15 protein-coding genes are annotated in these 18,616 nt (G+C 46.2%); 11 read left to right on the top strand and 4 right to left on the bottom strand.

Annotated elements, in window-relative coordinates; genetic code table 11:
- Window positions 1-156 precede the first annotated feature (156 nt).
- The 6 genes from AB3N00_RS03175 to AB3N00_RS03150 all read left to right on the top strand — a co-directional run bounded on the left by AB3N00_RS03175 (window position 157) and on the right by AB3N00_RS03150 (window position 5,178).
- On the top strand, window positions 157-423 hold the full coding sequence (locus tag AB3N00_RS03175) for an HPr family phosphocarrier protein (RefSeq protein ID WP_413033258.1): 267 nt from the start codon (window positions 157-159) through the stop codon (window positions 421-423).
- Window positions 424-566: 143 nt separating this feature from the next.
- Complete coding sequence (locus tag AB3N00_RS03170; protein WP_095287054.1) at window positions 567-818, top strand: type B 50S ribosomal protein L31; 252 nt, start codon at window positions 567-569, stop codon at window positions 816-818.
- A gap of 188 nt (window positions 819-1,006) precedes the next feature.
- The gene (locus tag AB3N00_RS03165) at window positions 1,007-1,318 is read left to right on the top strand and encodes a Dabb family protein (RefSeq protein WP_413033257.1); all 312 of its coding nucleotides are present in this window, start codon (window positions 1,007-1,009) and stop codon (window positions 1,316-1,318) included.
- Between the two features lie 98 nt (window positions 1,319-1,416).
- Window positions 1,417-2,178 (top strand): SDR family NAD(P)-dependent oxidoreductase, encoded by a 762-nt coding sequence (locus AB3N00_RS03160; RefSeq protein ID WP_413033256.1) that lies wholly within the window; start codon window positions 1,417-1,419, stop codon window positions 2,176-2,178.
- A 229-nt stretch (window positions 2,179-2,407) separates the two neighbouring features.
- On the top strand, window positions 2,408-4,135 hold the full coding sequence (gene poxB / locus AB3N00_RS03155) for a ubiquinone-dependent pyruvate dehydrogenase (RefSeq protein WP_413033255.1): 1,728 nt from the start codon (window positions 2,408-2,410) through the stop codon (window positions 4,133-4,135).
- Window positions 4,136-4,422: 287 nt separating this feature from the next.
- Window positions 4,423-5,178, top strand: coding sequence for an SDR family NAD(P)-dependent oxidoreductase (locus AB3N00_RS03150; protein ID WP_175398538.1), 756 nt, complete (start codon window positions 4,423-4,425; stop codon window positions 5,176-5,178).
- Between the two features lie 90 nt (window positions 5,179-5,268).
- On the opposite strand, the gene AB3N00_RS03145 is transcribed toward AB3N00_RS03150, so the two are convergent.
- The 4 genes from AB3N00_RS03145 to AB3N00_RS03130 form a co-directional block, all read right to left on the bottom strand.
- Window positions 5,269-6,450: an MFS transporter gene (locus AB3N00_RS03145; protein WP_413033254.1), complete on the bottom strand. Its 1,182-nt coding sequence runs from the start codon at window positions 6,448-6,450 to the stop codon at window positions 5,269-5,271.
- Between the two features lie 173 nt (window positions 6,451-6,623).
- Complete coding sequence (locus tag AB3N00_RS03140) at window positions 6,624-6,908, bottom strand: ArsR/SmtB family transcription factor (RefSeq protein ID WP_413033253.1); 285 nt, start codon at window positions 6,906-6,908, stop codon at window positions 6,624-6,626.
- 168 nt (window positions 6,909-7,076) lie between these two features.
- Complete coding sequence (locus tag AB3N00_RS03135) at window positions 7,077-7,421, bottom strand: ribosomal protein L7/L12 (RefSeq protein ID WP_413033252.1); 345 nt, start codon at window positions 7,419-7,421, stop codon at window positions 7,077-7,079.
- Window positions 7,422-7,461: 40 nt separating this feature from the next.
- A complete protein-coding gene (locus AB3N00_RS03130) occupies window positions 7,462-8,652 on the bottom strand; it encodes a cytochrome P450 family protein (RefSeq protein WP_413033251.1) in 1,191 nt (396 codons plus the stop codon).
- A 291-nt stretch (window positions 8,653-8,943) separates the two neighbouring features.
- Here AB3N00_RS03130 and AB3N00_RS03125 point away from each other — a divergent pair, with 291 nt between their 5' ends.
- The 5 genes from AB3N00_RS03125 (at window position 8,944) to AB3N00_RS03105 (ending at window position 18,603) form a co-directional block, all read left to right on the top strand.
- On the top strand, window positions 8,944-9,921 hold the full coding sequence (locus tag AB3N00_RS03125; RefSeq protein ID WP_413033250.1) for an aldo/keto reductase: 978 nt from the start codon (window positions 8,944-8,946) through the stop codon (window positions 9,919-9,921).
- A gap of 405 nt (window positions 9,922-10,326) precedes the next feature.
- Window positions 10,327-11,427: an ATP-binding protein gene (locus AB3N00_RS03120; protein ID WP_413033249.1), complete on the top strand. Its 1,101-nt coding sequence runs from the start codon at window positions 10,327-10,329 to the stop codon at window positions 11,425-11,427.
- Window positions 11,415-13,820, top strand: a complete 2,406-nt coding sequence (locus AB3N00_RS03115) for a DUF5682 family protein (RefSeq protein WP_413033248.1) — start codon at window positions 11,415-11,417, stop codon at window positions 13,818-13,820. Before AB3N00_RS03120 ends, AB3N00_RS03115 begins: the two co-directional genes overlap by 13 nt.
- Window positions 13,805-14,995, top strand: coding sequence for a VWA domain-containing protein (locus AB3N00_RS03110; RefSeq protein WP_413033247.1), 1,191 nt, complete (start codon window positions 13,805-13,807; stop codon window positions 14,993-14,995). Before AB3N00_RS03115 ends, AB3N00_RS03110 begins: the two co-directional genes overlap by 16 nt.
- 47 nt (window positions 14,996-15,042) lie before the next feature.
- The gene (locus tag AB3N00_RS03105; protein ID WP_413033246.1) at window positions 15,043-18,603 is read left to right on the top strand and encodes a DUF4132 domain-containing protein; all 3,561 of its coding nucleotides are present in this window, start codon (window positions 15,043-15,045) and stop codon (window positions 18,601-18,603) included.
- Window positions 18,604-18,616 lie beyond the last annotated feature (13 nt).

The following is an 18,616-nucleotide window of genomic DNA, read 5'->3' as shown; positions in this document are numbered from 1 at the left end:
GAAGTCCTGATTTGGGGGGCTTCTTTTTTTGCATTTTTCGCCAATAAAGGATGATACAAGCTCCCATAACGTGGTATAATTCATGGAGATTTTAATATATAAAATATTACAAACCACTCAAGTTGGTAAGCTACTTAGCGAAAGGAACTGAAGGTTGTGAGAACACATGAATTTACGATTCACTCTGATTTTCACCGGGATGATTTGATGTCTGTATCTTCTCAAGCGTCACGTTTTGCCTCGGATATTTCATTGTCGTTTGTGGGGTCTGATCATGAGCATCGTGTAGATGTCAAAAGCCTGCTCGGTATGGCGCTTCTTCCGATCCGTAACGGCAGTGTAGTCAGATTGCAGACAAGAGGAAGAGATGAATTGGAGGCTCTGGAGTACATGCTGAATGTACTGGAGAAAGGTATAACGTAAAGTTAAATCAGGTGTGGATTGTGGCGAATTGTAAATTAATTTATCGTTTCTTCAAATCCTGCTGGTACTTTGTCCAAAAAAAGAGTATAATAAAATTTAGTTCTATTCAAGGAAGTACCCATTTAAAGGAGTGTAAATAGATTATGCCAAAAGCTGATATCCATCCAAAGACACAAACCGTAATTTTTTACGATGCAAGTGCTGATTACAAATTCCTGAGCTCTTCGACTAAATTCTCGAACGAGACAATGGAATGGGAAGACGGTAACTCTTACCCTGTAATCCGTGTGGACACTAGTTCCGCATCCCACCCGTTCTTCACTGGTAAACAAAGAAACGTGGACATCGGTGGTCGTGTTGACAAGTTCAACCGCAAATACAACCTTAAAAACTAGTCTGTCCATAGATGACAAGAAAAACCTCGGGAATTCGTTCTCGGGGTTTTTCTGTGTTTCAAGAATGGAGAATATGACTGCATATGAGCGATCCAACTTCTAAAACATTTTATTACGGATTGCGCTTACATATCAATCAGAGGTAAACTAGGAAATAGAGTGAAATCATATTGGAGGAGGAAATAGAGATGAGTAGTATTACACATATGGTGACGTTTACACTTTACGATGGCAAGGATACACCTGAGGCTGAAGCTTTTTTGAAGGAAAGTGCGAATGCGCTTGCAGCAATTCCGGGTGTGGAGAATTTTCAGGTACTGCGCCAGGTAAGCGCCAAAAATGAGTTTGACTACAGTTTCTCAATGGTTTTCGCCAACCAGGCGGCTTATGATGCTTATAATGATCATCCGGTTCACCGCAAATATGTGGAAGAACGTTGGGAAAAGGAAGTTAGCCGTTTTCAGGAAATTGATCTGATTCAGCATGGGGATTTGTCATAAACGTCGATCTTTCAGTAAGCAAATGGAATGTTTCGAAATCGTTTTAGTAAAATATTTGGATTTATTGATAGATTTTGAACCAAGGAGGTGCTGTGTTCATGCAATTGGATCTCACAGGCAAGACCGCGTTGGTGACTGGCTCCACTGGACAGCTCGGGAGAGTAATCGCCCGCACGCTGGCCGACTGTGGTGCAAATATCGCGCTGCATTACATAAACAATGAAACAAAAGCACTTGAACTTCAACGTGAGATTGAAGCGGGCGGCAGGCAGGCAGTTATCGTTCAAGGAGATATCACGAAACAAGAAACTGCAATTCAGATGCGGGATCGGATTCAGTCCAGTCTCGGCGGAGTTGACATTGTAGTTGCCAATGCAGTCATTCAGTATGAATGGAAAACCGTGTTGGAACAATCTCCTGAAGACTACGTCAGCCAGTTCGAATCCTGTGTGTTGCAGAGTGTGTACCTCGCCAAAGCCTTTATTCCTTATATGAAAGAAGCCAAAGGCGGTCGATTCATTGGCATTAACACGGAATGTGCCATGCAGAACTTCGCGACACAATCGGCTTATACTGCAGGCAAACGTGGGATGGACGGATTGTATCGGGTACTGGCCAAGGAAGTCGGCGAATATCAGATTACAGTGAATCAGGTCGCTCCTGGCTGGACAATAAGCGACCGTGACCGCAATAGTGAACCTGGACATGATGCGGCGTACACTCAATCGGTTCCGTTGAAGCGTCGGGGCGAAGATCAGGAGATCGCCAATGCAGTAGCATTTTTGGCCTCGGATCTGTCCTCTTTTATCACAGGTGCTTATATTCCGGTAAGCGGCGGCAACGTAATGCCTGCCATTTAAGTCAGCAAAAAGAATTGGTCTAATATATTAAAATATTGATCAACCAATAGAATTGCTCAAACCACCTCTTCATTGCTCCGTGTACACGGAAAGTAGGGGTGGTTTGTCTGTCTATATATCCATAAATACATATGAAATTGATTCGATTTTCAAAAGAATGGGGTATAAGAATAGGTATATTAGCGGGGTGGAAACATAACTCAAAATAAGCGATTAAAGGAGAGCTGGCATGAAAAAAACAATCGCAGACGTACTGGTCGAGGCGTTATTGAATGCAGGGATCAATCGAATATACGGCATCGTGGGAGACTCCCTGAATGCGGTGCTGGATTCCATCCGGCGGTCCGGCAAAATTGAATGGATTCATGTTCGCCATGAAGAAGTGGCTGCATTTGCCGCTGGAGCTGATGCTGAGGTAAGTGGAAGTATTGCTGTCTGCGCAGGCAGCAGCGGGCCAGGAAATATGCATTTAATTAACGGCTTGTACGACTGCCACCGAAACCGGGTGCCGGTACTCGCCATTGCAGCTCATATCCCCAGCGATGAGATCGGCAGTGATTACTTCCAATCCACACATCCGGAGTATCTCTTTCAGGAATGCAGTCATTATTGCGAGGTCATAACTACGGCCAAACAAATGCCGCGCTCCGTTACCATGGCGATGCAAACTGCGGTGGCGCGTTCCGGAGTATCGGTCATCGTCCTACCAGGAGATGTGGCAGGGCTTGAGGCTGCCGATCTGCCCGTACCTGAGCATGTCTTTCACGTGACCAAGCCTGTGGTACATCCTTCAGAACCGGAACTGCGAAAATTAGCAGATTATCTGAATCAGGACAAAAAAATTACGTTGCTGTGCGGGGCCGGATGTGCAGGTGCGCGGGAACCTCTTATGCAGCTGTGTGATCGCCTGAAATCTCCGATGGTCATGGCACTTCGGGGCAAGGAACATTTGGAGTATGATAATCCGTACTCCGTAGGACTGACTGGATTGATTGGATATTCATCCGGTTATCACGCCATGATGGACTGTGATGTGTTATTGATGCTGGGAACGGATTTTCCCTATCGTCAATTTTACCCGGAGAAAGCAATTGTGCTTCAAGTGGATATCCAGTCCTCTCACTTGGGGCGGCGCACGAAGGTGGATTATGGATTATGCGGTGATGTCAAAGCGACCATTGAGGCTTTGCTGCCTTTATTGACGGAAGAGCATAATGACAAGCATCTGAGAAAAAGTGTGGACCGTTACATGAAAGTACGTAAGGAACTCGATGAACTTGCCATAGGAAAACCGGGGAAGAAGCCTATTCACCCGCAGTACTTAACCAAAGCCATTAGTGATGCAGCAGGTGAAAATGCGATTTTTACGTGTGATGTGGGAACACCGACGGTATGGGCGGCAAGGTATCTGGAGATGAGCCCCAATCGAAGACTGCTTGGTTCATTCAATCATGGTACCATGGCAAACGCACTTCCACAGGCGATTGGAGCTCAGGTAGCCAATCCGGGAAGACAAGTCATCTCATTATCCGGTGATGGCGGCCTTGCGATGTTAATGGGGGATCTGTTGACACTGAAACAGCATAACCTTCCAGTGAAGGTGGTCGTATTCAACAACGGAGCACTGAGCTTTGTGGAACTGGAGATGAAAGCGGCAGGATTCCTCGAATCCGGCACGGAACTGGTGAATCCCAACTTCGCCATGGTTGCACAAGCGATGGGTATGGAAGGGATACGAGTTGAAGACCCTGCCGAATTGGAGGAAGCGGTAGCGCGTGCGCTGCAGCATGATGGTCCTGTCCTGATTGACGCGGTTGTGAATCGTCAGGAGCTGTCCTTGCCTCCAAAGATTAACATCAAACAGGCGGAAGGCTTCACCTTGTGGATGATGAAGGCGGTTCTCAACGGGCGTGGAGATGAATTGATTGAACTTGCGAAGACCAATTTGCTTAGATAAAGATGTGTTTGTGTTTAGGCTTGTAATATACATCTCTTAAATGGAGAGCATGAATTCACTGAATTGTGAAGGCTCTCCTTCAGGAGATGTCAAGTTTGTGATCCATATCATGGTATGTAGGCATATAATATGGTTTGTTTTTATGTCGTAAGTCTATTAAAATAGGTAATGTCAGGCAGGATTTATGTCAGTTTTAACCTACATATGTCGCAATTTGTTGAATTATACTTCATATTCGATGAGCCGATCCGATGACAAGATGACTAACACAGATGGAGGAGATCAGAATGAGTCACACAGGAAAAGTAGCCATTATTACTGGAGCAGGAAGTGGATTGGGTCAAGCAGCTGCACTCAAGCTGGCTGAAAAGGGCGCATCCATTGTGGTTGTTGATCTCGTCGAAGAGACCGGTCAAGAAACAGTTAAACAGATTGAGAAGCTCGGAGCCAAAGCCATTTTTGTACAGGCAGATGTAAGCAAGGCCAGTGACGTTGAGAATTATGTGAAAAAAGCAGTTGAAGAGTTCGGACGAATTGATATGTTCTTCAACAATGCAGGGATCGCAGGACCTGGAGTCAAACTCATTGAACATACGATTGAGCAGTTCGACAAAATTATCGATATCAACCTGAGAAGTGTATTTTATGGACTGAAATATGTGATTACTGAAATGCTCAAAACAGGTGGCGGTGCCATTCTGAATACGGCTTCGACCGCAGGTATTGTTGGTGTTCCGGCAGTTGCACCTTACGCAGCTACCAAACACGGCGTGGTTGGCTTGACCCGTACCGCAGCCATTGAATATGGCAAAGACAACATTCGGGTGAATGCGATTGCGCCAGGAACGATCGAGACACCAATGGTCATCCAATTCGGCAAGGACAATCCGGAAGTGTTCAAAGCGACCGTGGACAGCATACCGTCCGGACGCCTGGGCAAACCGGAAGAAATCGCTAATCTGGTTGCCTTCCTGCTTGGAGATGAAGCTCCATACATCAATGGTGCCGTATACCCGATCGATGGCGCTGTTACAGCACAATAAATGTTGAAGAAGTAAGCAAAAGAGAGGATCTGTAGTTATACAGGCCCTCTCTTTTTGCTGTGGTCTACAAATTCAATTACACATCTTTTTTTATGCAACGTTATTTGCATCTATTTGTGAAGGTTTAAGTGAGGTAGGACGGTAAGAAAGCATCATGATGATCAATGCGACAGCTACGCCGGCAGCTCCAATCCAGGTAATGGATGACAACGAAACCGAGTTGACGGCGATTCCGCCAATTCCAGCACCGGCAGCCATTGCGAGCTGCATCACCGAACTGTTCAGACTCAGCATGATGCCCGAGGATTCGGGTGCCATGGTAACCAGATTATATTGTTGAGTTGGGCCGGAAGACCACGCTGCAAATGACCAGAGAATGAGGATGGCGAAGATGGTCACAGAAGCGTGGGCCGTCAAGTTCAGCATCACCAAACTGACAATATGCAATGCCATACCTATGAAAAGAGTACGCTTCACCCCTATACGATCCGCGCTGTATCCCCCAACTTTGGAGCCGATCAAACTCGCAATGCCAAAGGCAAGCAAGGCCGAACTTAGCACGCCTTCACTCATGCCTGCGACAGAGACCAGATAAGGTGAAATGTAAGTATATGCAATGGAGTAACCGCCAAGCCAGAAAAATGTCACCAGCAGCGCCAATCCAAGTCGAGGTTGCTTCAGCAGAGATAACTGTTTTTTCAGAGGTACAGGTGCTTCTCCTTCCGATGATGGAATGGATAATGCAATAACAATCATGGCAATCACACCGAGCACGGCAATGCCTGCAAAAACAAGTTTCCAGTCCCATGAGGCTGCTACAATTCTTCCCAAGGGTACACCAATGATCAGAGAGGCCGTGAATCCAGTGATGACCGTGGCGATAGCACTCGCTTGTTTGCCTTCAGCAGCAACTTTGGAAGCAACCGTCAATGCGGTTACTACAACAACTCCGGCCCCTAGAGCCATCAGTACACGGGCGGCGACGAACAGCCCATACCCTGGAAGGAGATAAGCGAGAACATTGGCTGCAACAAACAGACCAAGGAAATAGAGCAATAGCTTGCGGCGATCGAAGCGGGAAGTCAAGGCAATGATAATCGGTGTGCCAAGTGCATAAACAAGTGAAAATATGGTGATCAGCTGCCCGGCAGCGATTAACGAAATTTGCATGGTATCTGCAATACGATCTAGAATACCCGCGATGACATATTCGGAGGTTCCTACAAGAAAGCTGACTAAGGCAAGTACATAGATTCTCCAGGTGTTGGACATGAGAATATAACCTCTTTCTTATTTTAATTTTATATTATTAGAAATATAGAAATAAAGACGAGACAAACGGCTTAAATCATTTTTTATCGACTAGGAGTTAGGCTCAATATCCTGTATCCGTTTAATTGTATGATTCTATATTTCTAGTTCTATTGAAATATAGAATAAAATTTTTATGTGTCCAGCAGATAGGGAGCAAATTTTTGAACTGTGTCGGTATTCAAGCTGTAGTAGATGTAGGTTCCTTTCTTTTGAGATGTAAGCAGACCACAATCGGACAACTGCTTCAAGTGATGAGACAACGTGGAAAGGGCCACGGTTACAAGTCGATTTTCCAGATCAGCAGGACACAGATTGCTTTCAGCGGACAAAATCTGAATGATTTTGTAACGAGTTTGCTCACCCAGCGCTTTGTGAATTTTGACAGCTTGTTCTATTCCAGTCGATGCATGTTCCATAACGATCTGTCCTTTCGTCTTTATTTCTTATTTCTAGTAATATTGAAATAACTGTATCACTGATGCATTCAAAAGTAAACTCCCTGGTTTAAATTCGTTACTTTCATCATGTAGAAATGATTTGAGTAAATTGAATTTAGCAGGGAGTTTAATCAAATCTCCAAGACTTTATGTGCGATCTAAAGCATCGACATAATCTTTGGCATCTTTGAGGGAAAGGTCTCTGGCTTCGCGCAGCTTTTTGATGGCCTTTATTTTTTGCCCTTGTTGTATGAGTACCAGCAACTCATGATCAAGCTGGGACAACTCCGTTTGTGAATCCGGAGCAGACGACAGGGTCGAAGCTAAGGATGAATAATTCACGTTGGAACGCGGCGTCATGCCGGTGCCATTTTCAATCCGCTCCACATCCCGTTTGAGTTCATTTAGCTGGCTTTGAAGACTAATCACTCTAATGAGTAACACCAGAACTAGAAGCAACAATACAATGAGTATTACAGTGTTAATTTCCATGATGCAAAAAGCCTCTCTTTCATTACGCTTATGACTGATTTTATTTGAGTTGGACTGGAATCTCCTTGACTCCACGCACAATCATGCCAGGTCTCCACTCCAGTTGATTAACGTCTGTCTGAAGCTGTATCTCAGGATAACGGGCGAGCAAGGTATGGATGGCAATCTCGCCTTCCAGACGTGCCAGAGGCGCACCAAGACAGAGGTGAATGCCTGTGCCAAAAGCGAGATGCGAACTCTTTTCCCGTGTGATGTCAAAGACATCTGCATCTTTGAATTTGGCGTCATCCCGATTCGTGGAATCAAGCGCGACGATTACAAGCTCACCTTTGGCAATGTTCTGTCCTCGAAATTCTATATCCTCCAGCGCCCAGCGTGACGTACTGAATTCGACAGGACCGTTGTACCGAAGCATTTCTTCAATTGCATTATGAATAAGCTCCGGTTGTCGAATCAACAGATCCCGCTGTTCCGGGTGTTCCAGAAGGGCTAGTACTCCATTGCCGATCAGATTAACAGTAGTTTCGTGACCCGCAATAATGAGCAGGGAAACAACGCCGAGTAATTCATTTTCGGTCAGCTGTTGTCCGGATTCTTCTGCGATAACAAGCTGACTGATCAGGTCTTTGCCTGGATTCTCGCGCACTTTGGCAAACCAGGCAGTGAGATACTCAGTGAACTCCTTGGCATGCTGTTCAAACATCTCGGCGTGATCCGAATTCGACGCATCAATAATGGAATTGGACCATAAACGGAACTTGTCCTGATCCTCAAGAGGTACACCCAAAATTTCACTAATGACGATAATGGGTAGTGGAAAAGCGTACTCATCAATCAGGTTCATCTTATCCCGAGAGCCAATGTTATTCAGTAAGTCGTCGGCGATTTCCTGGATATGGCTCCTCATGTCCGCAACCAGCTTGGGCGTGAACGCTTTCTGTACAAGTCCTCTCAGACGGCGGTGATCCGGCGGATCGGAAAATAGCATGTTATTCACAAAAATGGATTGATTCTCAGGACCGTACCGTTTGGCAACATCCTTACTGAAGCGAGGATCCTTAAGCACTTCGACTGCGTCCTCGTATCGGGTAATAATCCATCCGAACTCACCATGAGGAAACATGACTTTGAAGACAGGGTCGGTCTCTCTTAATTTTTCGTAGACAGGATAGGGGTTTTGCGTAAATTCCTTGGTAAAAAACGCCGTTTGTGAAGTTTCGTTCGTGTTCAATTCAATTCTCTCCTCTCATCCAAGAGCTCAGATATGAATTCCATTTCCAACGTGTGCATACGTTTAATTCTATGGCTTTATCTGCAAAGCCTGCACCTTCTACATATTCAATAGAGAACCACAGAAACCTTGTTTTTGTCCATAATATGTTATTTGCAGCTATATTTATAGATAATGATATCAAATTTCGTTCAAATTTGCCTGTAAAGGAAGGAAAATAGAATGGTTGGGAAGAAAGTGTATATCTACTGAAAGCGGTTAATAAAATAATGGAAAAGTGGTGAATTCTGCATGACAGACTTAAGGCTCCCACTGCATCAACACCAAATCCCAGCAAGTCCTCTTGTGCTTGGATGCATGCGATTCGGCGGGGAGTGGGATGGTTTGCCCATTACCGATGATCTTGTTCTCGAAGGCCACCAGGCTGTCGAAGCAGCTCTTGAAATCGGCATTAATCATTATGATCTGGCTGATATCTATACACGTGGCAAAGCAGAACATGTCTTTGGCCGAATATTATCAGAGCGCCAAGGATTGAGAGAACAGATCATTATCCAGTCGAAATGTGGCATACGCCTGGTGGGAGATGACGAAGGTCCACAGCGCTATGATTCTTCCGGAGCCCATATTCAAGCCAGTGTTGACGGCATTCTTACACGCCTCGGAGTAGATTATCTGGACATATTGCTGCTCCACCGCCCGGATCCTCTTGCCCATCCGCAGGAGATTGGTGAGGCACTTGCGAGGCTCCATCATTCAGGGAAGGTCAGGCATTTTGGTGTGTCCAACATGGGTTCAGAACAGATTCGTCTGCTTCAGCTGAACTGTACCGTTCCTCTGATAGTGAATCAGCTTGAGATGAGTCTGGACAAAATCGGATTCGTGGAAGCAGGGGTTACCGTGAATCGTCCACAAGCCAAGGAGAATGTTTTTCCTTACGGTACGATGGAGTATTGTCAGGCGGAGCATATCCAGCTGCAGGCATGGGGGCCGCTATCTCAGGGAAGATTCACAGGCAGGGTGGTTGAAGGGCAGAGACCGGAAATTGAACATACAGCCCAGGTGGTTCATCGTATAGCCGGGGAACGTGGCGTTACGGCTGAGTCTGTAGTGCTCGCATGGTTAATGAAGCATCCCGCCGGAATTCAACCTGTCATTGGATCAATACGACCTGAACGTATTCGTGCCTGCCGTGATGCAACCCGGATTGAATTGACAAGATACGAGTGGTATGAGCTGTATTCCGCTTCCTGTGGACGAAGAATGTAAGCAGGAAACATGCGAATGGTAGAATGTAGAATCATTTTCGAAAAATAGTAGTGAGAAGAATGAAACGCAGGCTGACAGTCTGTGTTTCTTTGCGTTGTTCGCATTCTTTGGTTAAACCATCATATTGTTAATGTAATGATATTAGTAGTTCATAGAACCTTTTATGCAAAAGCCTAGAAAGAATCTGGGTTGGAGGGAGCATGATGCCGATATAACGGAAATTAATGACTGGACTCTTTGTTCACAAATGTGCTATTCCCATGTCCATCGACTTAGTACAAAGTTCGGATAAGAGGGACGTTTCAACCATTTTTCTCGGTTTCTAGGGTAGTTGAGAGACCACTGTGATAAAATAATAGGAATAAGAACATACGATCTGTTTTGTGAGAGGGGATACTGTTGACGATGGAAATGCTTAAACCACCGGCTGAGACACTATACGAGGCTGAATTACGCGCACTCCGGGAGGAAGATACGGGAAAGCGGCCTCCGAATTGGCTATTGTCCCCGGCATACGTGCGTGACTTCATCATTGGCAGGGACAAACCTGCGATACTTGATGGGGAGGCCATTCCGATCACGCGTAAATTTTACGGCAATGACGTATTAATTGAACGTGCAGTAGTAACGCTGGCGGGCAATCGTGGATTAATGCTGGTGGGAGAACCAGGAACGGCCAAGACCATGCTCAGTGAACTGCTGACCGCAGCGATCTCGGGAACCAGTCTGAATACCATTCAGGGGACGGCAGGCACTACGGAAGACATGATCAAATATTCGTGGAACTATGCCATGCTCCTTGATAAAGGTCCATCCGAAGCGGCGCTGGTACCCTCTCCACTGTACAGCGGAATGAAGAGAGGCATTATCACCCGTTTCGAAGAGATTACACGTTGTCCAGCCGAAGCACAGGATAGTCTGATCAGTATTCTAAGCGACAAGGTGATGAGCATTCCTGAACTGGATGGCGGTGTTTTGTTTGCCAAACCAGGATTTAATGTCATTGCTACAGCGAATATTCGTGATAAAGGCGTTAACGAGATGAGCGGTGCACTGAAACGCCGTTTCAATTTTGAAACGATCAAACCGATCAGCAATGTAAAAATGGAAGCGAAAATTATTGAATCCCAGGCACGCAGCCTGTTATTACATAGTGATATTGACATCGAAATTAATCCGGATGTAGTTGAACTGCTCGCAACAACTTTTATGGAGCTTCGTACCGGAATGACACGCGAGGGGTACAAGCTGGATACGCCCCAAGCTTCCATGAGTACTGCCGAAGCCGTATCCGTTTACGTCCAAAGTGCAATGACCTCGTATTATTACGAAGATAAAGGGATTGCACTGGACCGGCTGGTCCAGAACATGCTCGGAACCATTGCCAAGGAAAATGACAAGGATCTGTCCATTCTCAAAACCTACTTCTCCAAGGTCGTGAAAGAGCGCTCCAGGGAAGAGGGCATCTGGAAGGACTATTATGAGGAGAAAAAATGGATCGGGTAAAACACCAATTGGCGGAGCTGGACGTTAGCCAATTACATATCCTTTTTGAAACTCAGGTTTATAACCTGAACAACGGTATCATCTATTTTCCCATAAGGCACCATAGCCCGGTATGCTCCTATCATTTGCTGCAGTTGATTGAAGCGTACAAGCCGGACAGCATTCTGATTGAAGGGCCGGAGAGCGGAAATCCATTCATTCCTGTATTGGCCGATGAAGCGACGCTTCCCCCGGTCAGTCTGTATTATACCTATGAGACTGAGGATGATCGGGCTGCATGCTACTATCCCATGCTGCGTTACTCTCCTGAATATGTAGCTTTACGAGAAGCATCCCGACTGGGCATTCCGGCTCAGTTTATTGATCTTGATTACTATCATTTCTCTATGAAAGAAAAATCAGAACAACGGGAAATCTCCATCCAGGATGAAACACTGCTGGCTGGTTCGGACTTTATCAACCGTTTATGTCAAAAAACAAACTGTCGCAGCTTCGATGAACTGTGGGAGAAAGTATTTGAGATTGGCGGCTTGGAGAAATCAACGCAGGAGTTTGTGCAGGATGTGTTCACGTATTGTACGTTATCCCGCATGTGTTATACATCGGAGCGACTAAACAGTTCTGGGGACCTTGCTAGAGAAGCCCATATGCGAAGTTGTATCGATAAGGCTTCCCGAAAATATGATCGTGTGCTTGTCATTACAGGTGGATTCCATACGTATGGACTGCTGGACTTGAAACTTAGTGCAAATCAGAACAAGGCTGTGCCCCATAGCATGAGTTCTTCGCCGAAGGATTCGTTCCATCAGCAGATGTATCCCATGGTATATACCTTTGCGGAGGCGGATCGTCTGAATGGCTATGCGAGCGGAATGCCTTATGTGAATTACTACGATATGATCTGGTCCCAACTGCTCCGCCAGAAAAGTGCGGCATATAACATGATTGCAGTTGATCTGTTGTCCCAGCTTACTCGTAAACTGCGCGAAGGTCATGAGCATGTATCAACGAGTGACGCGATAGAAGCTTTCAGCATGATTCAGGGCCTCGCTACACTTCGGGGCAAAAGGGAAGGCGGTGTCTACGAGCTAATGGACGCAGCTCTGGCCTCTTTTGTCAAAGGCGAGTTAACGCTCGCTACAGAAAAACCTTTGCAGGAGCTTCAGCGTCTCCTTACGGGTGATGTGATCGGAAGTGTTGCTCCCAATTCGTTCAGTATCCCGATTGTTGAAGATTTCAGAGCACGTTGTGACTTGTCGAAGCTTCAGCTTCGGACGACCGGGCAGCACAAAAAGGTGCTGGACCTGTATGCCAAACCGGAACACCGTCAGCTTAGTCAATTGTTCCAATGCATTACTTATCTGGTTCCGGAATTTGCGAAGCGTCAATCAGGTCCGGACTGGATTACACAGCGAGACATGAACCTGGTCCGGGAGACATGGATCTATACCTATTCGTCCAGAATTGAAGCAAGATTAATCGAAAATTCCCTCTACGGCGGCACGATTCAGGAAGCGGCTACTCGGAAAATGGCAGAACATATGCAGGATATCCCGGATCATCATAGCGGAGAACTTGCGAAATCCTTGCTCCAGGCACTGCTTATGGGGTTACAGGATACGGCAAAGCAATTGTATGACCAGGTGCGTTCTGCGTTAAGAAAGGATGGGAATTTCCTGTCCCTGTGCGCGAGCCTTCATATTTTGGATCGAATTCATCAACACCGAAGGTTGCTTGGTTTATCGGAAGACAGCCATCTTCCCGAACTGGTTGCTGAAGCCTATAACAATGCCGTGGACAAGCTATTGCATATCTCCAGAACAAATCCGGATGAGCATAAAGCGATTATTCAGGGACTGAAGCTGCTCGCGATGCTTGCTGAGTCCTCTGAGGAACGTTATCAGGATGAAACATTCAGGGCTCACCTGAATGAATTGCTGGCAGACCACAAGCTTCCGGCTCAACTCGAAGGGGTGTGCCTGGCCATATCTTCGGGTCTCGGTGACCGATCAAGGGAAGAGATCGTTGATCGCGCTCGGGGATACATCCGCGGAACGCCGGAACAAATGCGGCAGACAGCACATTATTTACAGGGCGTGTTTGCCGTGGCACGAGACGCTTTTCTATATGAAGATCAGCTCTTATCAGAATTGAATTATATGATAGAGCAGTTAGATCATGATGACTTTATCGTCATGATCCCGGAACTGCGACTTGCTTTTACTTATTTCACACCCATGGAGACGGCACTGATTGCGGATCGGGTTGCGAATTTGCATCAGGTGCAGGCCGAAGAGATGTCCAAGCCTGGGGTAGACGAACAAATGCTAATTCAGGCGAAAGCATGGGACGATGCCATTCGGAAGGAGTTTGAGGCATGGAAGCTGATTTGAACAGATGCAGTACATCTCCCGATCATGTAAAAGAGACTCCGAATCCGAAACAGGCGGAAACCTTAAACCGGTGGCGATTGATCCTGGGCGAATCTGCCGAAGAAGGGTTGTCGAATACAGAGGCTTACAATGCGGATCATTTTGCTTATACCGAAATCGATGAAATTCTGGGTTATCTGTACAATCGCGAGTATGGCGAGGAACAGGGATATCGAAAAGAAGGCGGACGTGGTTCTTCGAATCTAACGGTCCCCAATTGGCTGCATAAGGTCAGGGAATTGTTTCCCAAACCAACCGTGGAATTGTTGGAAAAACAGGCATTGGACCGTTACGGTCTAACAGAGCTGTTAACAGATAAAAAGCTGCTTGAATCTCTCGAACCCAATATGAACCTGCTGAAAAACATCATGCAGTTCAAAGGGCGAATGAAGGGTGATGTACTCCGAAGTGCGAAGGAAATTGTGCGAACCGTAGTTGAAGATCTGCGCCGTAAACTGGAATCACAGACCAGAGCCAGTATCATGGGGAAACGCAGCCGGTACACGCCCAGTTCTGTACGATCCTTGCGCAATCTGAATTTTAAACAAACCATCACCAAGAACCTGAAGAATTATGACCGAACCAAACGCAGATTTGTGATTGATCGTTTATATTTCGATGGTAACATACAGCCGCATAATAAATGGAACATCATCATCGCTGTGGATGAAAGTGGCAGTATGATGGACTCGGTCATTTACAGCTCGGTGATGGCAAGTATCTTTTATCGATTAAATGCTTTGCGTACCCATCTGTTTATATTTGATACCCAGGTTGTCGATCTGAGCGACAGGTTGGAAGATCCGGTAGACGTGCTCATGAGTGTACAGCTAGGTGGAGGGACGCATATTGCCAAGGCGCTGCGTTATGGAGAAACGTTGATCGATAATCCAGGCAAAACGATCTATATCCTAGTCAGTGATCTGGAAGAAGGATATCCGATCCAGCAGATGTATAAGGCGTGCAAAGATATTATCGACGCAGGGTGCAAATTGCTTGTCCTCACTGCACTCGATTTTAATGGGGATACCGTCTACAACAAACATGCTGCACAAACGCTAACCAATATGGGAGCGCATGTAGCTGCAATTACTCCCAATGAATTGGCAGATTGGATTGGCGATATTATTACCTAGTGAAAATACAAAGTGTCTTGTTACTAAATTTCAAGGAGGAATGCGTAATGCTTACAACAGACCGCGCGGTGGAAGCACTGGTAGAGAAGTTTGCTGAGATGTGCTCGAAGGATTACTCACTCAAAACAGATCGGAGTCAAGAAATCATTGATTATGTCCTGGGAATAACGGACAAGTTTCCTGAAATGCTGGGAAATTCGAGTCACTATGTGTACTATACGATTGATGCTCTCATGAAACTTGCCAAGAAAGACGATGGGGACGTATTTTTCCGAGCGGGGGCTATTGTCATTCATCTGGAGTCCCAATATTCCAGACGCAATTCCTGGAGTACAGATGGCTTCACCGTCTGTCTGGGAAATGATTCAGAAGCTTACGGATTAAGCGGAAAGAGCAAAAGTCAGGACCGGCTGGGTGGTTTGCTGTCCCGGTTGGAGAAAATCCGTCAGTTTGCCGGAGATAAGGAGATTGTAGAGGAGCTGAAAAGCAGGCTAAGCCGTGTTCAGTTGTTTGTTGAATCCAAAAAAGGAAATGGCTACGGAAACCACCAACGGGAAATAATCAACGCATTGCTTCTGTTGAAACTGTATTCCCAATTGAATGGCGTTGCCGCACATCCGGCACAGGTACATTTACTCAGCCAAAACCTGCATGAGTTGCTTCAACTGGTAATAGCTGATGATGCAGAACAGCTCCGTCCTACCTTACATAAGCTTATTGAGCCACTGGTTGTTTGCTCCATGCAGACCAGGTCTAATCGGTCCGGGCATGATCTGGATCCGGAATTCCTTCAACAAAAACGGAATCGACTAATTGCAGAGCATTATCCAAATACTTCATTGAATAAAAAAGATCAATTGTCCCAGAACGTGTTCCACCAAACCATGGTATTGCTGAGCAGTTCGTTATTATATCTGATTAATATCAGCGGGGGTAAAGAGCGGTTTCTTGAAAACAAAGGTGAGACGGGTCATGCGCTTTTGGAAGCAATAACGCAATTGCATGAGATCTATCCTTTTGAAATGCGCATGTACCTGCTGAGTATGGATTCCAGAACCAAGAATGCCGATGTGCTTCTTGCTGGTGTGCTTCCTCTCGAAGAACCTTATCAGTTGATCGAGCTAATGCTAAGTGAGCTTAATATGTATTCCATATCCTGGAATTCTCTACAATCGGCGATTACGAGTGAGCCCGATCAATCCAGACGAGCATATCAGATTCTCAAAACACCGTATCTCAAGCTGATTATTCAAAAGATATTGGAGGATCAAGGTCTGGAACTGCCTAATGCTGACGGAACGGTTGAACAAGCTGTTTTTGCCGTACTGCGGGAGCCTTTGGATGGAGGTCGCAGCGGTCTTGCGATCGCACGGTATCTGGAAGGCAAAACTCCGTTTGAGGAGTACTGGAAAGATCCAAACAGCCGCGGTCTGTTTAATAACCTGAATCGTGACAAAAAGCGCATTCAGAGCCTGGTTGCCATTAGTTTCCTGCCTGTGGATTCGGAGGCGATGCGCCGGTTCGTGATTCTGACTACCTATCCGGACTGGACGCTGGACATTGTCTCTGATATGTATCGGTCGTACGCATTTAGTGGAGAGAAGCTGCTTCAACGTTATGGACAAGATCCGGAGGTGCAGCATGAGAAATTGTTAACCAGCCTGATCTCGCTTAACGGCATGACGGATTACAGATATAATTCCATGCCCCAGGATGAGTACCGCCGGATCATCCAGCAAAATCTGGACTATGCCCTGGAACAGTATAAGAAGCTTCCAACCGACACTCGGGTGTTGATTTTGGAGATCACCTTTGAACACCGGAGCAAACTCTCAACCAAGAAGCTTGCCGAAGCCATTCGTGCCGGGTTGCAGGATTCGTCCAAAAAGGCAAACGGACTCGCGTTATCCGAATTCAATCGCTTGCCTGACCCAGACTTATTTACGACCATATACCGTTCAGAGAAGAAAGCAGGCGTGAAAGAAATGGCTCTCAGCGCCATCCGCAGTTTGGAACAGAGTAAGGATCTATATCATGAGCTTCTGAAGGCTGAGAAGTCAGAGGATTGGAAGAACCTGATCCAAATTCTGCTGGATACCGCGGACCAAAGTCCTGAGTATGCCCACGCTGCACTTGCTGATCAGGCAGATGCCAAAAAGCTCTCTAGGCTTGGCTGGTTATCCCTGAATGATCTACCTTCTCTTATTCGTTTGGGGGACAATCAGCCTTTGGACGAACGAATTAAGCAATACATCCTGGTGCAATCGGTAGATCATACAGCTTCGCCGAATGAAAGGCTGAATGAACTGCGTGAATACGTAAGCGAAGAATCGTTAGCGCGATTTGCTAGTGAACTGCTCCAGTTGTGGATCCAGGACGGTGCGCCTGCTAAGGAGAAGTGGGTGATGTATATCTCTGCACTCTTTGGCAATATTCAGATCGTGAACATTTTAACCCCTCAAATTAAGGAATGGACGGAAAACAGCCGGGGAGCCATTGCGGCAGAGGCTGTAAAGGTATTGGCTTATCTGAAAGAGCCATCTGCTCTCATGGCCATTGACAAGATTAAACGAAGCGTGAAAAACCGGCAGGTTAAGGGCGCTGCAGAAGAAGCGCTGCAATTAGCAGCCGACAATTTGGGACTTACCCCGGAACAGTTGGAAGATCGGCTTGTCACTACGCTCGGTTTTGACGAGTCAGGAACGATGCGTCTTAGTTACGGAGAGCGATCCTTCCTGATTAAAGTGAATGGGGATCTGCAGGTCGTTGCCTTGAATGAAGAAACGGGTAAAACCGTGAAAAGCCTGCCTGCCCCTGCACAGAAAGACGATGCCGAACTCGCTGCGCAGTCCAAGGCACGTTTCACACAGCTGAAGAAAGACCTCAAAACGATGGTCGGCATTCAGGCAGAGCGATTGGAAGAATCACTGTCCAAGCAGCGTCTGTGGTCCGCAGATGAGTGGAAGGCACTGTTTGTTCAAAATGTAATCATGAAGAAATTCGCTGTAGGTCTGATCTGGGGCACGTATCAAGATGGCGAGCTGATCAGCACCTTCCGCTATATGGAGGATGGCACATTTAATACTGTGGATGAGGATGAATACGAACTGCCTTCTGATGCTCAGGTCGGACTTGTACACCCTCTTGAACTTGAAGCATCCATTTTGGAGGGCTGGAAAACGCAGCTTGAAGATTATGAGATCAAGCAGCCTTTCGAGCAGCTTGAGCGTGAAATTCATTTGCCTGAGGATGAAGATTTCAAGCTTGAGGAATATAATCGTCTTCCTGAATCAGAATTCTCACCAACTGTTTTCCCTAAAGCGCTGGAGAAATACGGTTGGATTAAAGGGCCGGCAATGGACGGCGGTTGGTATCACGAGTTTTACAAAGAATACGATGAATTTGTTGCTGAATTGCGCTTCAGCGGTACGAGTATTTCATATTACGAGGGAATGGATAATATTACGCTGGAAGACCTGCATTTCTTTAGACCGGATAGCAAGAAGAACTATTATTATGGCAACAACAAGAGCATTGCCCTGGGACAAATTCCAGGACGTGTCTTCAGTGAAACACTCTACGATATCTTGAGAGCGACAGGGCGTTGATGTCGTGAATGAA

It is taken from the genome of Paenibacillus xylanilyticus, assembly GCF_047246825.1.
Taxonomy (GTDB): Bacteria; Bacillota; Bacilli; order Paenibacillales; family Paenibacillaceae; genus Paenibacillus; species Paenibacillus xylanilyticus_B.
Note: the sequence above shows the minus strand (reverse complement) of the source record. Positions and strands in the feature narration are given on the sequence as shown.

Coding starts and splice junctions, on each gene's coding strand:
- AB3N00_RS03170 (WP_095287054.1), top strand. CDS start 567: ATGCCAAAAGCTGATATCCATCCAAAGACACAAACCGTAATTTTTTAC.
- AB3N00_RS03165 (WP_413033257.1), top strand. CDS start 1,007: ATGAGTAGTATTACACATATGGTGACGTTTACACTTTACGATGGCAAG.
- AB3N00_RS03160 (WP_413033256.1), top strand. CDS start 1,417: ATGCAATTGGATCTCACAGGCAAGACCGCGTTGGTGACTGGCTCCACT.
- poxB (WP_413033255.1), top strand. CDS start 2,408: ATGAAAAAAACAATCGCAGACGTACTGGTCGAGGCGTTATTGAATGCA.
- AB3N00_RS03150 (WP_175398538.1), top strand. CDS start 4,423: ATGAGTCACACAGGAAAAGTAGCCATTATTACTGGAGCAGGAAGTGGA.
- AB3N00_RS03145 (WP_413033254.1), bottom strand. CDS start 6,450: ATGTCCAACACCTGGAGAATCTATGTACTTGCCTTAGTCAGCTTTCTT.
- AB3N00_RS03140 (WP_413033253.1), bottom strand. CDS start 6,908: ATGGAACATGCATCGACTGGAATAGAACAAGCTGTCAAAATTCACAAA.
- AB3N00_RS03135 (WP_413033252.1), bottom strand. CDS start 7,421: ATGGAAATTAACACTGTAATACTCATTGTATTGTTGCTTCTAGTTCTG.
- AB3N00_RS03125 (WP_413033250.1), top strand. CDS start 8,944: ATGACAGACTTAAGGCTCCCACTGCATCAACACCAAATCCCAGCAAGT.
- AB3N00_RS03120 (WP_413033249.1), top strand. CDS start 10,327: ATGGAAATGCTTAAACCACCGGCTGAGACACTATACGAGGCTGAATTA.
- AB3N00_RS03115 (WP_413033248.1), top strand. CDS start 11,415: ATGGATCGGGTAAAACACCAATTGGCGGAGCTGGACGTTAGCCAATTA.
- AB3N00_RS03110 (WP_413033247.1), top strand. CDS start 13,805: ATGGAAGCTGATTTGAACAGATGCAGTACATCTCCCGATCATGTAAAA.
- AB3N00_RS03105 (WP_413033246.1), top strand. CDS start 15,043: ATGCTTACAACAGACCGCGCGGTGGAAGCACTGGTAGAGAAGTTTGCT.